Annotated in this window: 14 protein-coding genes; 3 read left to right on the top strand and 11 right to left on the bottom strand. The window is 63.7% G+C overall.

The genetic code is table 11. From position 1 onward, the window contains the following. Both ychF and ABEA23_RS05200 read right to left on the bottom strand, forming a co-directional pair. A complete protein-coding gene (ychF, locus tag ABEA23_RS05205) occupies positions 1–1,080 on the bottom strand; it encodes a redox-regulated ATPase YchF (RefSeq protein ID WP_345477008.1) in 1,080 nt (359 codons plus the stop codon). Between the two features lie 46 nt (positions 1,081–1,126). Further along, entirely contained in the window at positions 1,127–2,029 is a 903-nt protein-coding gene (locus tag ABEA23_RS05200) for an EamA family transporter (RefSeq protein ID WP_345477007.1), read from the bottom strand. 106 nt (positions 2,030–2,135) lie between these two features. Between ABEA23_RS05200 and ABEA23_RS05195 the strand changes: the two genes are divergently transcribed. Both ABEA23_RS05195 and ABEA23_RS05190 read left to right on the top strand, forming a co-directional pair. Then, positions 2,136–2,915: an AzlC family ABC transporter permease gene (locus ABEA23_RS05195; protein ID WP_345477006.1), complete on the top strand. Its 780-nt coding sequence runs from the start codon at positions 2,136–2,138 to the stop codon at positions 2,913–2,915. Further along, entirely contained in the window at positions 2,912–3,235 is a 324-nt protein-coding gene (locus ABEA23_RS05190) for an AzlD domain-containing protein (protein ID WP_345477005.1), read from the top strand. Before ABEA23_RS05195 ends, ABEA23_RS05190 begins: the two co-directional genes overlap by 4 nt. 2 nt (positions 3,236–3,237) lie before the next feature. Here ABEA23_RS05190 and ABEA23_RS05185 read toward each other — a convergent pair whose 3' ends face one another. The 6 genes from ABEA23_RS05185 to ABEA23_RS05160 all read right to left on the bottom strand — a co-directional run bounded on the left by ABEA23_RS05185 (position 3,238) and on the right by ABEA23_RS05160 (position 8,808). Continuing rightward, a complete protein-coding gene (locus tag ABEA23_RS05185; RefSeq protein WP_345477004.1) occupies positions 3,238–3,867 on the bottom strand; it encodes a response regulator in 630 nt (209 codons plus the stop codon). Next, on the bottom strand, positions 3,864–4,568 hold the full coding sequence (locus ABEA23_RS14225) for a sensor histidine kinase (RefSeq protein ID WP_425577123.1): 705 nt from the start codon (positions 4,566–4,568) through the stop codon (positions 3,864–3,866). Before ABEA23_RS14225 ends, ABEA23_RS05185 begins: the two co-directional genes overlap by 4 nt. Before the next feature lie 472 nt (positions 4,569–5,040). Then, a complete protein-coding gene (locus tag ABEA23_RS05175; protein ID WP_345477002.1) occupies positions 5,041–5,799 on the bottom strand; it encodes an ABC transporter permease in 759 nt (252 codons plus the stop codon). Beyond that, a complete protein-coding gene (locus ABEA23_RS05170; RefSeq protein WP_345477001.1) occupies positions 5,796–6,770 on the bottom strand; it encodes an ABC transporter ATP-binding protein in 975 nt (324 codons plus the stop codon). Before ABEA23_RS05170 ends, ABEA23_RS05175 begins: the two co-directional genes overlap by 4 nt. Positions 6,771–6,849: 79 nt before the next feature. Then, on the bottom strand, positions 6,850–7,614 hold the full coding sequence (locus tag ABEA23_RS05165; RefSeq protein ID WP_345477000.1) for a histidine phosphatase family protein: 765 nt from the start codon (positions 7,612–7,614) through the stop codon (positions 6,850–6,852). Between the two features lie 135 nt (positions 7,615–7,749). Beyond that, positions 7,750–8,808 (bottom strand): PPK2 family polyphosphate kinase, encoded by a 1,059-nt coding sequence (locus ABEA23_RS05160; protein ID WP_345476999.1) that lies wholly within the window; start codon positions 8,806–8,808, stop codon positions 7,750–7,752. Positions 8,809–8,938: 130 nt separating this feature from the next. Here ABEA23_RS05160 and ABEA23_RS05155 point away from each other — a divergent pair, with 130 nt between their 5' ends. Continuing rightward, positions 8,939–10,177, top strand: a complete 1,239-nt coding sequence (locus tag ABEA23_RS05155) for a DNA recombination protein RmuC (RefSeq protein WP_345476998.1) — start codon at positions 8,939–8,941, stop codon at positions 10,175–10,177. A gap of 49 nt (positions 10,178–10,226) precedes the next feature. Here the strand turns inward: ABEA23_RS05155 and ABEA23_RS05150 are convergent, their stop codons facing one another. The 3 genes from ABEA23_RS05150 to ABEA23_RS05140 all read right to left on the bottom strand — a co-directional run bounded on the left by ABEA23_RS05150 (position 10,227) and on the right by ABEA23_RS05140 (position 14,028). After that, positions 10,227–11,888 carry an SLC13 family permease gene (locus ABEA23_RS05150; protein ID WP_345476997.1) on the bottom strand — a complete coding sequence of 554 codons (1,662 nt, stop codon included), beginning with the start codon at positions 11,886–11,888 and terminating at the stop codon, positions 10,227–10,229. A 173-nt stretch (positions 11,889–12,061) separates the two neighbouring features. Beyond that, a complete protein-coding gene (locus ABEA23_RS05145) occupies positions 12,062–13,261 on the bottom strand; it encodes an MFS transporter (protein WP_345476996.1) in 1,200 nt (399 codons plus the stop codon). Positions 13,262–13,266: 5 nt separating this feature from the next. After that, the gene (locus ABEA23_RS05140; RefSeq protein WP_345476995.1) at positions 13,267–14,028 is read right to left on the bottom strand and encodes a TSUP family transporter; all 762 of its coding nucleotides are present in this window, start codon (positions 14,026–14,028) and stop codon (positions 13,267–13,269) included. Positions 14,029–14,208 lie beyond the last annotated feature (180 nt).

Raw genomic sequence — 14,208 nt, 5'->3', positions numbered from 1 at the left:
CTACACGTTGAACTTGAACTCGACGACGTCGCCGTCCTTCATGACATAGTCCTTACCCTCCAGGCGGACCTTTCCGGCGGCTTTGGCGTCGTTCATCGAACCGGCTGCCACTAGGTCATCGAAGCTGACGATCTCGGCCTTAATGAAGCCACGCTGGAAATCAGTGTGAATCACACCAGCCGCCTCTGGCGCCGTCGCGCCCTGCGGGATGGTCCAGGCGCGTGTCTCCTTCGGGCCAGCCGTCAGGTAGGTCTGCAGCCCCAGTGTGTTGAAGCCGACGCGTGCCAGCTGGTCCAGGCCGGATTCTTCCTGACCGTTGAGCTCCAGCATCTCGCGAGCTTCCTCCTCGGAGAGGTCCACCAGATCTGATTCCAGCTTGGCGTCCAGGAACACCGACTCAGCCGGTGCCACCAGATCCGCCAGCTCCTTCTGACGCTCAGGAGAGCCCAGCACGCCCTCATCGGCGTTGAAGACATAGATGAACGGCTTGGCGGTCAGCAGGCTGATCTGCGCCAGCTGCTCCATATCCAGTGATGAGGCCTTGGAGAACACCGTCTCCCCCGCCTCCAGCACGGTCAGCGCCTCCCGGTAAGCATCCAGGGTGGCCTTATCCGCCTTCTTGCCGGAGACCTGCTTCTCCAGCTTCGGGATCGCGTTCTCCAGGGTCTGCATATCAGCCAGGATCAGCTCAGTGTTGATGGTCTCCATGTCAGAGGTGGGATCCACTTTGCCGTCCACGTGGATGACGTTCTCATCCTCAAAGACGCGCACCACCTGAGCAATCGCGTGGGCCTCGCGAATATTGGCCAGGAACTGGTTGCCCAGTCCCTCCCCCTCGGAGGCGCCCTTCACAATGCCGGCGATGTCCACAAAAGACACCGTGGCGGGAAGGATCTTCTCCGAGCCGAAGATCTCGGCCAGCTTCTCCAGGCGCTCATCGGGCAGATTCACCACACCCACATTGGGTTCAATGGTCGCGAACGGGTAGTTCGCCGCCAGGATCGTCTGCCGGGTCAGTGCGTTGAAGAGGGTCGACTTGCCCACATTGGGGAGTCCCACGATTCCGATAGTCAGTGCCACGGGGATACAGCCTACCGGTTACGGGCCGCTATAGCCCGAAAAGCACTCATCCCGCGGGCGGTTCAGGGCGCCTGCGCAGCAACCTGCCCTTACGGCTGTTGGACCACAGCACTCCGATAATCACCAGAGCACCTCCGGCCAGCTCCACCACAGTAGGGACTTGGTTCAGCACCAACCAGGCCGAAAGCACACCGAAGATGGGCACCAGCATAGAGAACGGTGCCACTGCGCCGGCTGGGTGACGCCGCATCAGCCACACCCAGATCCCCGAGCCCACCACCGTCCCCAGCAACACGATGTAGGCCACCGAAGTCCACGCCGGCAGCGCCTGGAGGCTCCAGGAGCTCACCAGTGAATCCCCGATCTGCTGCGGGCCCTCCACCATCAAGGACACCGCCAGCATCGGCAGCGGGGGCACCACGCTCATCCACATCACCAGTGACAGCGGCTTATCGGTCTGTGCCTTCCGTGAGGCCAGGTTCCCCAGCGCCCAGCCGAATGCTCCCAGTACCACCAGCAGGAATGGCACCCAGCCGTCTGCGCTGCCGCGGGAAAGCCCCACCACCCCCAGGCCGATCACCGCAACACCTACACCCACAGCCCGGCGCCCGGTGATCTTCTCTCCCAGCAGCAAAGCACCCATCAGCACGGTGAACGGAGCAGAGGCTTGCAGCACCAGCGAGGCAAGACCTGCCGGGAAGCCCGCTGCCATTCCCAAAAACAGTCCGAAGAACTGCAAAGTGCCGAAGCCCAGTCCGTAGCCAATCAGGTATCGGACCTTCACCCCCGGCCAGGGCACAAAGAGCAGCGCGGGGATGGCCAGAATCACGAACCGCAGGGCAACCAGGAACAGCGGCGGGAACTGTTCCAGAGCAAAGTGAATGGCAATGAAGTTGAAGCCCCATAGGACCGCGACGACGACGGCCAGGAGCATATGACGTATGGGCACCTGATTATCCTCCTCCCACCGGAGCAGAAGGTCCACTGGACGCATGGACAGCCCACTATCCGGTCCCATTTGTGCTCGGCCTAAAGTCTCGACAAGGATCGATGCTGTGAATCGCGCCCTTGACTCCACTATGGCTCCGCAATCCGCGACCCGGCGCGCCCTGTTAGGTGCCAAACTGGCTGCGCCGATCATCATCGGCTATCTCCCAGTAGCCTTCGCCTTCGGCATCGTGGGGCGCCTCGCAGACTTACCGGACTGGGCCACCATCACCATGTCGGTGATCGTCTACGGCGGCGCCTCCCAGTTCGCCGCTCTGCAGCTGCTGAGCACCGGGGGCTTGAGCGCGATCATCTCCACGACCTTCATCATCAATTCCCGCCATATGCTCCTCTCCGCTTCGCTGGGACCGAAGCTGCACCGGATGAACCGTTGGCAGAAGGCCCTGTTCAGCCTGGAACTCACCGATGAGGCCTATGCGCTTCACGATGCCCAGTACCGCAGCCGGCCCCAGCGCAGTCGCACCGAAGTCTTCACTGCCAACCTGCTGGTGCATGTCTCCTGGGTGGTAGGCACCATCCTGGGCGTGAGCTTCGGGCATATCGTGCCGAATTTGGACCAGCTGGGCCTGGACTTCGCGCTGACCGCCATGTTCATCGCGATCCTATTCACCAGCGTGCTCAAGAGCGCCCATGATTGGCTGGTGGCCGGACTTGCCGGCGGCATCGCGGTGGTGGTCACGCTGGCGGGGGCAGGCATCTGGGCCACGGTCATTGCCGCACTGACTGCCGCCACTATCGGGTGGCTCATCAGTATGCGACGACGACGCCGCACCATCGGCAAAGCCGTGTCCCTCTCGCCGCAGAAGACTCGCGAGGCCGGGGCATGAGCACATCATTCTTGATCATCATGCTGATCGGCATGGCAGTGGTGACCATCGTCTCCCGCCTGGTGCCGGTGCTTCTGGTGGACCGCTTCGAGCCCGGGCCTAAGCTCACGCTGTGGCTTGAGCAGGTGCCGGCGGCAGTGATCGCCGCCATCGTGGTTCCAGCCATGCTGATTCACCACGGCGTGGTGGATGTCAGCCTGGACAACCGGGCGCTGTGGGTGGGTCTGGCCACCATCGCCGTAGCGGTATTGACCCGCAGCTTCTTCCTGACCATCATGGCCGGACTAGGCCTGATGATCGGCGTTTCCCTGCTGTTCTAGGCTCAGATCCAGCCGTTCTCTGCTGCCTGCCGGGCGGCGTCGTGCCTGTTGCGTGCGTTGAGCTTGCCAATGATGGCCGAAAGGTGATTGCGCACCGTGCCCTGGGACAGGTGCACCGCCGCTGCGATCTCCTTGACCGATCCCCCGCCGGCTGCGCTGCGCAGCACCTCCTGCTCACGCAGGGTCAGCGGATTGGTGCTGCCGGCCAAGGACTCCGCTGCCAGCACCGGATCCACCACCCGTTGACCCGCAGCCACCCGGCGCACCATCTGCGCCAACTGCTCGGCCGGGGTGTCCTTCACCACGAACCCGTAGGCCCCGGCATCCATGGCCCGACGCAGGTATCCCGGGCGCCCGAAGGTGGTGACAATCAGGCACCGGCAGGACAACCCTGCCTCCTGAATCCGTTGCACAGCGGTGATGCCGTCGATTCCGGGCATCTCGATATCCACCAGCGCGACGTCGGGCCGATGATCTTGTACCGCCGCCAGCACCTGGTCACCGCGGCCGACCTGAGCCACCACCTGCAGATCCGGTTCCAGACTCAGCAGCGCCGAGAGTCCGCCGCGCACCAAATCCTGATCATCGGCCAGCAGCAGCCGGATATTTCCAGTATCTGCACTCTGTGTCATGCGGCACCTTCCGGACAGGTGATGGTCAGACGACAGCCTGGCCGAAGGTGAGCACTGGCCGGACCAATACTGATCTGGGCACCGGCGGCCGCGGCGCGCTCACGAAGGCCGCGCAGCCCATTGCCCTCAAGAGCGTCCCCGAGCCCGAGTCCGTCATCGCTGACGCTCAGGCTGTGGGCGCTCAGCTCAATCCTGCAGGTGCTTGCCCCGGAATGGCGGACCACATTGGTCACCGCCTCGCGCAGCGCCCAAGCCAGCAGGGGCGCGGCGCGTTCGGCGTCGTCGTTGGTGGTGATCACCGGAGTAATGCCGGCGGCTTGAAGGGCTGAACGGGCTACCTCCAGCTCGCTGGGGAACTGCGGGCTGCGCAGTTGAGTCACCGTGTTGCGGACCTGGGTCAGTGATTCGCGGGCCAGCTGCTCAATCTCATTGAGTTCCTGTTGGGCCCGCTGCGGTTCAGCCTCCATCAGTCGGCGGGCCAGCTGGGCCTTGATGGAAAGCACCGTCAGAGAGTGTCCCAGCACGTCATGGACGTCCCGGGCGATCCGGTCTCGCTCTGCTGCCTGGTGAAGCTGCTGCTCCTTGTGGCGTTCGCGATGCTCGTAGTACTCCTGCAGTCGGATCAGCACAATGAAGAAGACGCCGATCCCCGGCCCCAGCACCGCCCAGTAGAGCCCATCCCAGAAGCTGCTGCCCTGCATGTTGCTGATTGCTATGGCCGCCGAACTAGGCACCGCCCACAGTGCCACGCCTATCGGAATGCTGATCTTCGGGCGGTAGGAGAACACCACCAGGGCGGCCATAAAAGTGCTGAAGGTGGTGCCATAGACGCCGATGGCGGGCAGCGTGAGCCCCACCAGGGCCGCGAGCAGCAGCTGGGTGGAGATCATGGCCTTCGGCGTCGGCGGATGTCCACGCTCAACTGCCTGCATCCACACGGCCATACGCCACAGATACAGCGCAGCGAATGCCGCAGTCGCTGCCCAGGCAGTGATCCGCCAGCCCCACCCTGTCTCGCTGACCAGTGCCGCATAGGCAGGAATGAAGAGAAACACCAGCCAGATGCCGGCATAGAGAATGCCCATCAGGTGCGCCTGGCTGGTGGCCTGCTTCGTCATGCGCCTATCCTTACACGCGGTCCGCCTGAGCCGGTGAGGCTTAAGTCAAGCCTGCTCATCTGCTGGTGCGTCTGCGCTGCAGGGCAAAACAGGCGGCGGCGAAGACCAGGCTCCACACCACCACATTCAGCAGCACCGCCCACAGCGGATCTGTGCCCACAAACCCGGTGGTTCCCACAATTGTCCCCTCTGTCAGCGGATAGCGAGCCAGGGCGGCTGAACCGTACATGGGCGTGAACCGGCCGATGTCCAGCAGGACACCCTCCAGCGGCATGAAGGCGTTCCCTAAGAAACCGAAGATCACCAGCACCCCGGACGCTGCACCCACGGCCGCATCTGAGCGGAACAGCAGACCCACCGCCAGCCCGTAGAGCGCAAAGGGCAGTGCAGCGATGACAGTCAGCCCGATGGTCGCCACCCACACACCGGCGGGCATCTGGGCCACCGTGAAATAGGCGATCACGTTCAGTACCACTACCGGCAGCACAGCCATCATCAGGGCGATGACTGATTTCGCCAGCACAAAGGCCCCGTGCGGCATCGCCGTCAGCGAGAGCTGCCTGCCCCAGCCGGTCTGAATCTCCACCGCGGCAGAGCCAGCCAGCGCTGTGGTCGCAGTGATCGCACCGTAGACCGCCATCCCGATCATGATCCAGGCGCTGACGTTGCCGTTGCCGGCGTCGAACTCCGACCAGTCGTTATAGACCCCGAAGAACAGGTAGAGCGCGGTGGGCAGCACCACGATGAAGAAGGTATTGCCGAAGTTGCGGAAGTTCCGCCAGAAGTCCATGAGGATAAAGGCCATGAGGTTCATGCGGAAACCTCCTGCTCTGCGCTGTGGTCCTGTTTTTCGGTGAGCAGCATGAAGGCTTCCTCCAGGCTTGCCGGCCGCACGCTGATTCCGTGCGCCGGTGTCCGCGCCAGCAGGTGGCGGGCCAGGGTGTCGGCGTCGTCGGTTCGGAACGTGATCTGCGGGGTCTCCCCGGTGCCGCTTTGGTGAACTTCCCAGCTGCGTACTGCCGGCAGCTGCGCTAAGTCCTCCGCCGACGGCGCCCAGGTCACCTTGATCTGCGCGGCTCCGGCCTGTCGCTGAATCTGGGCGGTGGGCCCATCGGCGATGATCCGCCCCTGGTGCATCAGCACAGTGCGGCGAGCGAACTGCTCAGCCTCTTCCAGGTAATGGGTGGCGAAGAGCACTGTGGTGCCGCCTGTTGCCAGTGCGGCCATCCGGTCCCAGAATTCGTGGCGGGCGGTGGGGTCCATCCCTGCGGTGGGCTCATCCAGGATGATCAGTTCCGGCTGTGGCAGCAGGGCGAGTGCGAACTTCAGCCGTTGCTGCTGGCCGCCGGAACATTTGGCGACGGATCGGTTGGCGATCTCGGTCAGCCCTGCTGTCTCCATCACCTCGTGCACCGGCGCGTGACGGCGATGAAGTGCCGCGACCATCTGCACTGTCTCTTTGACGCTGAGATCCGGCAGCAGTCCTCCGGTCTGCAGCAATGCACCGACCCTGCCCTGCTGCACCGCAGTGCGCGGAGTGCTCCCGGCGATGCTGATCCGGCCGGAGTCTGGAGTGTTCAGCCCCAGAATCATGTCCAGCAGAGTGGTTTTGCCAGCCCCGTTGGGTCCCAGCAGCGCGGTCACCTCGCCCCGGCTGAACTCCAGACTGACCTGGTCGACCGCACGGAACTTCCCTCCGCCGCTGGCTCGATACTCCTTAGTCACCGCCGCCACGGTGATCAGTTGGCTCAGATCCGGTTCTTGCGCGGACGTTTGGCTTCTCATACTCCTAGGCTGCTACAGCAGGGCACGGAGCATATAGAGCAGCTGTCATGACTTGCCCATGACATCTGTCATTGCCGGACTAGAGGGCGGCGGTCTCCGCGGCGGCAGGATTCAACAGCTCCGGCGAGAGGTTGATGACCCGCAGCCGGCACTGCTGCTGAATCTGTTCATCGCTGAGGCCGCGGATCAGGCGGGCCTCGGCGGCGTCGTCGTACTCATCATCCAGACCCCCTGCTGGCAGCGAGGAGGACACCGGGCCGGTGTGCAGCGGAATATCGATCACTGTGGACGAGGCCGGGGTCAGTGGGATGAACTGGTGGCGATCAATCAGGCCCAGACCTTCCAGCAGCACCCGCAGTGCCGCTCCGTGGGAGACCACCACCGCGGTGCGCACATCAAAACTCAGATCAGCCGACGGCGTGGGGCTGACCTCCGCAGTGCCGCGGACGATGTCGAAGAACGCCCCGGTCATCCGCTCCAGCAGCTGCTGGTGGGTCTCCCCGCCTTCTGGGGTGTAGGTGCCTGCGCGCCAGCCCTCAAAAGCTTCGGCTTCAGTGTCGCGGATCTGTGCGGCATAACCGCCTTCCCAGCGGCCCAAGTTCTGCTCCCGCAGCTCATCCCAGATCCGCGGGCTCAACTCCAGCCCGAACTCCGCGAAGGTCTGCTGGGTACGGATCAGCGTCGAGACGTGGGCGACCTGGGGGTTCTGCGCGCGAACGAATCCCCCGGTGATGCGGGCCTGCTGCACTCCGGAATCAGCCAGCGGGATATCCGAATGCCCTTGCAACCGGTGGGCTTTATTCCATTCGGTCTCGCCGTGCCGGATCAGCAGTACCCGGATCATCTGCACACTCCTTGGTTCATCGCCGTAGCTTAAGGCCGAAGTCACCCTATGTCATCGAGCTGACGTGCCGACGACGGCGCCCCACCTAGTTCACCCGATGTTCATCTCCTCGCCGGCTGGTGGAGTGACCGCGCTTTATTCCAGCAGCCGGCGCCGCTCGGCTTCGATGTCGTAGTCGGCTGGCGGCCAGCGCAGGTTCAGGTCCGCCAACGCTGCGATCAGCAGTTCCTGGACCGCCAGCCGTGCGTACCATTTGCGGTCGGCGGGGATGATATGCCAGGGCGCATACGCGGCGTCGGTGGCTTCTAACAGAGCCGCGTAGACCCTCTGGTAGGTATCCGCCTGGGCGCGCGCATCCGCGTCGGATGGGTCGTACTTCCACTGCTTATGCTCGCTGTCCAGCCGGGAGAGCAACCGTGCCAGCTGCTCCTGCGGGGACAGATGCAGCATCACCTTGATGATCACGAATCCGCGCCGTGCCAGTTCCTGTTCAAAGAGCAGCAGCGTCTCAACCCGTTCAGCGACCTGATCTTCGCTGTGGCTTCCGGAGACAGCAGGTACCAGTACGTCCTCATAGTGCGAGCGGTCGAATACCCCCACATGACCGGGTTCGGGAAGCTGCGCGATGACGCGTTCCAAATAGTGCTGCCGACGTTGTGCAGCGGTTGGCCTGCCGAAAGCCGCCACGTCCACACCCAGCGGGTTCATGGCACCGACCACTGACTTCACCACCCCGCCCTTGCCGGAGGCGTCCATACCCTGCAGGACCAGCAGGATCCGTGGTCCCCGCGGCAGTTGCTTAAGCTGCTCCTCCACCTCCGGGGAGAACAGCTCGCTGCGTCGTTGCGCCTCAGCGGGGCTGCGGCGCGGCACTCGGGCCGCCAGGGCAGCATTGACCGCACGCTGATCCGCAATGGGAGCGCCAGCCACATGCGCCCACAGAAGCTTCTGGAGTTCGCTGAGCATCCCCGCTCGGGCAACCAGGAGCTTGCTGCCACGCTGTTTCCCGCCTGTGAAGCCTGAACGCCGGGCAGTGCGGACCTGCTCCAACTCCAGTGGTGAGCCGAGCCGGCTGACCCGCCACAGCTTGCGCGGGTTCTTGGAGAAGGGCTGATCTGCTCCGGCGTCTGGACCGGTGAAACCGCTGAGGTTCACGTCAAGCGGTGGCAGCGGATCTGTTGCACGCGTTGCCATAGATGTCCTCTCCGCGTCCCCTGGTCTCATCTCTATCAGATACGCCTACACGCTGCACCTAAAAGGCCTTCAGCGAATCACTGCGGTGTGGGCACCAAAGGATGTCAGTGGCTCATGGGAGCCTGTCCTTATGCATTGGATGGAGATTCTTCTTGGCCTGCTCGCTGGTCTGCTGCTGGGGCTTGCGCTGGGTGCCTTCGCAGCCTGGCGGTGGGCGCAGCGCGGGGACGACGGCGCCGCTGCGCCGCGCATAGAACTGGAGTCCGCCAACCAACAGATTGATCAACTGCGCGAGGAACTCAGCATCAGCCAGCAGCAACTGGCCGATGCGCGCGGGCGGCTAAGCGAGATTCAGCGGCATCGTGCTGAAGAAGCCGAGTCCGCCAGGGAACGAGAGTCGCTGCTGGAGATGCTGCATCCGGTGCGCCAGGGCGTCACGGAGATGCAGCGGAAAATCCAGCAGCTGGAAACCGAGCGTGCCCAGCAGCATTCAAAGCTCTCCCAGCAGCTCACAGCTGCGGCGCAGAGTGACGCGCGGATCATCGAGTCCACCCAGGCGCTGCTGGGCAGCCTGCATTCAACGTCCGCACGAGGCCACTGGGGCGAGATTCAGCTGCGTCGCGTGGTGGAGTCAGCGGGGATGCTGCCCCATGTCGATTTCACTGAGCAGCACTCCCGTCGAACCGAAGCGGGAGACCTGCTTCGGCCAGACATGGTGGTGCACCTGCCTGGCGGACGACAGCTTGTGGTCGATGCCAAAGCCCCGCTGAGCACTGCAGATGCGGCAAGCCAGGCCCGTGCCCTGCGTCAGCGGGTAGATGAGCTCTCCAAGAAACGGTACTGGCAGGCGGTGGATCTCTCCCCCGACGTCGTATTCTGCTTTGTGCCGGCGGAATCGCTGCTCTCGGCGGCCTTGGAAGCCGATGGCAACCTCCTTGATGATGCCCTCTCCAAAGGGGTGACGCTGGTGTCGCCGGCCTCATTGCTGGCCTCTTTGAAGGCGGTGGCCGCGGCTTGGCGGCAGGAGCGGCTGACCGCCAATGTCGCCGAGGTGGTGGAGCATTCCCGGGACCTGTACCGGCGGTTGGAGAAGATGAGCGAACACCTCGGACGTACCGGGGACCGACTCCGTCAGGCAGTAGAGGCCTATAACGGGCTGATCGGCAATATTGAGCGCCAGGTGCTTCCCAAGGTCGAGGCCATGGGCCGGCTCCAGGTGGCTGAGTCAGCGGAACCTGCCGGACTCCAAGACCTGGGCGAAACCGTCACCCCCACAGCAGTACGTGCGGAGGTCAATGCACTGGGACCGCGCCTGGCGGCAGCAGACACAGACGCTGAGTCGGCGACAGCTGCTGGGCCCAGCACCTGAGCCCAGCAGCTTGTGACCAGTAGCTTGTGACCAGCCCCTATGCCGGGAACTAGATCGTCAGCCCGAAGACCCAGACCAACAGGGTCATAGACACTAAGGTGATCGCCACAATCGCCACCAGGTTCAGCAGCGCACCGCCCTTGACCATCTGGCCGATTGTCACGTACCCGGAACCGTAAGCGATGGCGTTGGGCGGAGTAGCCACCGGCAGCATGAACGCACAGGTGGCGGCCAGAGCCACCGGTGCGGCCAGCACCAAAGGATCGACACCGGTGCCCATAGCCACACCGGAGGCCACCGGCAGGAAGGTTGCCGCCGTCGCAGTATTGGAGGTCATCTCGGTCAGCAGAAGGACACCCACCGCTGCGATGAGCACCAGAACCCAGACCGGGATTCCGGCCAGGCCTTCCATCTGAGTGCCTAGCCATGTGGACAGACCAGAGGACCCGAACTGCCCGGAGAGTGCAAGTCCACCACCGAAGAGCAGCAGCACGCCCCACGGCAGTTTGGCGGCGTACTCCCAGTCCAGGAGCCGGACGCCTTTATTGGCACCACCGGGCAGCAAGAAGAGCAGCAAGCCCACCACCATCGCGATGCCGGCATCGGAGATGAACGGCTCAGCGTCCATGGCGTCAGCGATCAGCGGGATCGAGACCCATGAGACTGCGGCCAGGACAAAGATGATCAGCACCCGAAGCTCACCTGCGCTCATCGGCCCCAGCTTGCGCAGCTCCTCCTTAATGAGGTCCGAGCCGCCCGGGATATGGTCGATCTCGGGGCGGAAGATCACCCGGGTGAGCAGCAGCCAGGTGGCCACCAGCATCACAATGGAGATCGGAACACCAACAAGCATCCACTGCCCGAAGCCGATGGTCAGGTCATGGTTAGTTGCCATATGGCCAGCCAGCAGGGTATTCGGAGGGGTGCCGATGATGGTTCCCAGGGAGCCGACCGACGCGGCATAAGCGATGCCGAGCATCAGTGCGGTGCCGAAGTTGGACTTGATGGCCTCCTGTTTGCCCTCCTCCTGGGCTTCTTCGCTGTGCACATCGGCGCCGGCAGGATCTTCGCCTTTGAGGATCTTCTGCACCAGCATCAGCACGGAGATACCAATGGGCAGCATCATCACAGCAGTAGCGGTGTTGGAGACCCACATTGAGAGGAAACCGGTGGCGATCATGAAGCCACCGATGAGGTTCACCGGCTTTGAGCCCATGGCACGCAGCGTCACGAGGGCGATACGCCGGTGCAGGTTCCAGCGCTGCATGGCCAAAGCCAGCATGAAGCCGCCCATGAAGAGGAAGATGATGTTGTTGCCGTAGCTTGCGCCCACGTCATCGAAGGCCACTCCCCCGGCCGGTTCGTCCCCGCTGCCGTAGTCAGTGGCAGGTACCAGCACCGGGAAGATAATCAGCGGCAGCAGCGCCGTCGCGGGGATCGGGATAGCCTCGGTCATCCACCACACGGCCATCAGCACTGCCGTGGCTGCCGTCAGCCGGGGCCAGACCTCAAGGTCACCGGGCATCGCGAAGTACACCAGCAGAGCAGCGATGACACCACCGGAGAGACCAATGAGCCGACGCAAGATGGTGGGCCGCTCCAGACCCTCCGCGCGGGCACCAGCAGAGGGTTGAACCGCTTCCTGCTCGGACTGAGTCCGTGGGTCGTATTTCTTCAGATGGTCACCGGTCACCCGGGAACGTGGGGGCATCATTGCATCCACTCCGTTTCATCAGATCTCGAGGTCCACCAATCCGCCCCTGTGTCAGGAGTCACATCGGCACCAAGTGAGAATAGCACCATGCAGGCACAGTATTCACGAGCGACTGACGTGATGCACCGGCCAACGGCGTCGCACTAGCAGACTTCTCGCGAAGTTCTGGTCTAGTTCTTCGGCAGCACTAGAGCCGCTAGCGCTGTTGCCAGGGCCGTCAGCACCAACACCATGACCACGGTGCCTGACCAGCCCGCCTGGTGCAGGAACGTCCCCCCGAGGAATCCGAAGACGGAGGAGCCTGCGTAGTAGCCGAGGTTGTAGAGGGATGCTGACTGGGACCGGCCCGCCACAGCCCGGGCTCCTGCCCACCCGGACGCCACGGCGTGAGCGGCGAAGAAACCGCCGGTAAGCACCACCATGCCCACAATGATGACCCACATCTCTGACACCAAGGTCAGCGCAGTGCCCGTCATGGTGATGAAGTTGCCGGCCAGCAGCACCTTCTTGCGCCCCCAGCGCGAGGCCATACGACCAGCCCGCGGCGAGGACAACGTCCCGGCCAGGTAGGCCAGGAAGACCAAGGAGGTCAGCCAGATAGGCAGCAGGAACGGCGGCCCGGCTAAGTGAAAACCCAAATAGTTGTACATCGCCACGAACCCGCCCATGGTCAGGAAGCCCTGCAGGTAGATGACCCACAACGCCCCGGAGCGCAGATTGCCGAAGAGTGCCCCCAGTGCCTCACTGACCCCGGTACGGCGCGGAGTGAACCGCAGCGCAGCCGGTGCCATGCGCAAGAAGACCAACACACAGATCACCGCCAGGGCAGTGACGACCAGCATGCCCAGCTTCCAACCGAGCTGTTCTCCGATAGGGGCAGCGATAATGCGTCCCGCCAGTCCGCCTAGGGTGGTGCCTGAGACATAGGTGCCCGCGGCGACGGCGGCGACCTTCGAGCTGACTTCTTCGTTGAGGTAGGCCACCGCCAGGGCAGGCACTCCACCGAGCATGAAGCCTTCGAAGAACCGGGCTGTCAGCGCCAGGGTAAAGCTAGGCGCCACAGTGGTGAGCACGGCGAACAGGCAGGCCAGGCTGATCGCCCAGACCATTGCGGGTTTACGTCCGGCTGCATCGCCGATATAGGACCAGGGGATCACTCCCAGCGCCAGACCCAGGGTGGCAGCTGAGACCATCAGTGCAGCTTGATCTGCCGTGATGTCTTGTTCGACCGCGATGATCGGCAGCAGACCCTGGGGCGAGTAGAGCTGGGCGAAGGTGGCCACGCCGATGAAGAACAGGGCGATGAGCAGACGGCGGTAGGCCTGGCTACCGGGCGGGTGTCCGTCGTCGTCGTAGGGGATGGCGTGCATCGGGTTCAGAGCACCTCGATGAGTCCGCGCACGATCGCCCCGGCCCCGCCCAGCCCGGCCAATGTCATCGCCAGTGTCCGGGCGGCCGAGGCGGAGACGCGTCTGGAGAGCTTGGTACCAAGGAGGATGCCGAGCAGGACGGTGAGCACAATCCCGGGGAAGAGCCAGCCCAGAGGTAGGCCCGCTTCCCCGTTGGTGACCACTGATCCCATGGCCAGTTTGGTGATCACCGATGCTGCGCCCATGGTCATAAAAATAGGCTGCAGGGTGGCTGCGAAGGAGGCCTGCTGCCACCGTGAGAGCCGGGAGTAGATGACCATCACAGGCGCTGCGACACCGGAGGTGGTGTTGAAGAACCCGCCCAAGAGTCCGGCGACCAGGGCTGGCGTTCGCCCTGCCCATTGGGGCAATGCCCGGAAACTTACGGTGACCAGCAGAGCGGCGACGACGATGCTGCCCAGGATGATGGAGAGCCATCCTGCCGAGAGCTGTCCCACCAACCATGCTCCCGGGATAGCACCCAGTATTGCTGCGGGAGCGATGATCCAGAACTTCCGCCAGCTGATCGCGTGCCAGACGCTGAGCATAATGAGAAACCCGGAGACCACTGTGGTCATATTGGTGATCAGCACCCCGAGGGCAGGGCCCAGCAGGATCGAGAGCACCGGGGCGACCACCAGCCCGACGCCGGTGCCCGAGAGACGCTGCAGGATAGTTCCGATGAGCACGGCCAGCACGATGACGGCGACGGTGCCCACAACAGTCATGGGCTCATCGTAGACCAGCGCCGCAGGTCAGCGGCGGGGTTTCCCCCTGACCTACGACGCGCCATGCCCTGTCCGGTCTTGGACACTTCGTTCGGTCACGCGTTATGACCGCATCTGGGCCATCGATCACGCGAAAACACAGCAAACTCACGTCACATTGCGTGACCGAACGGGAAGCCC

Source organism: Nesterenkonia rhizosphaerae, assembly GCF_039544555.1.
GTDB lineage: Bacteria > Actinomycetota > Actinomycetes > Actinomycetales > Micrococcaceae > Nesterenkonia > Nesterenkonia rhizosphaerae.
Note: the sequence above shows the minus strand (reverse complement) of the source record. Positions and strands in the feature narration are given on the sequence as shown.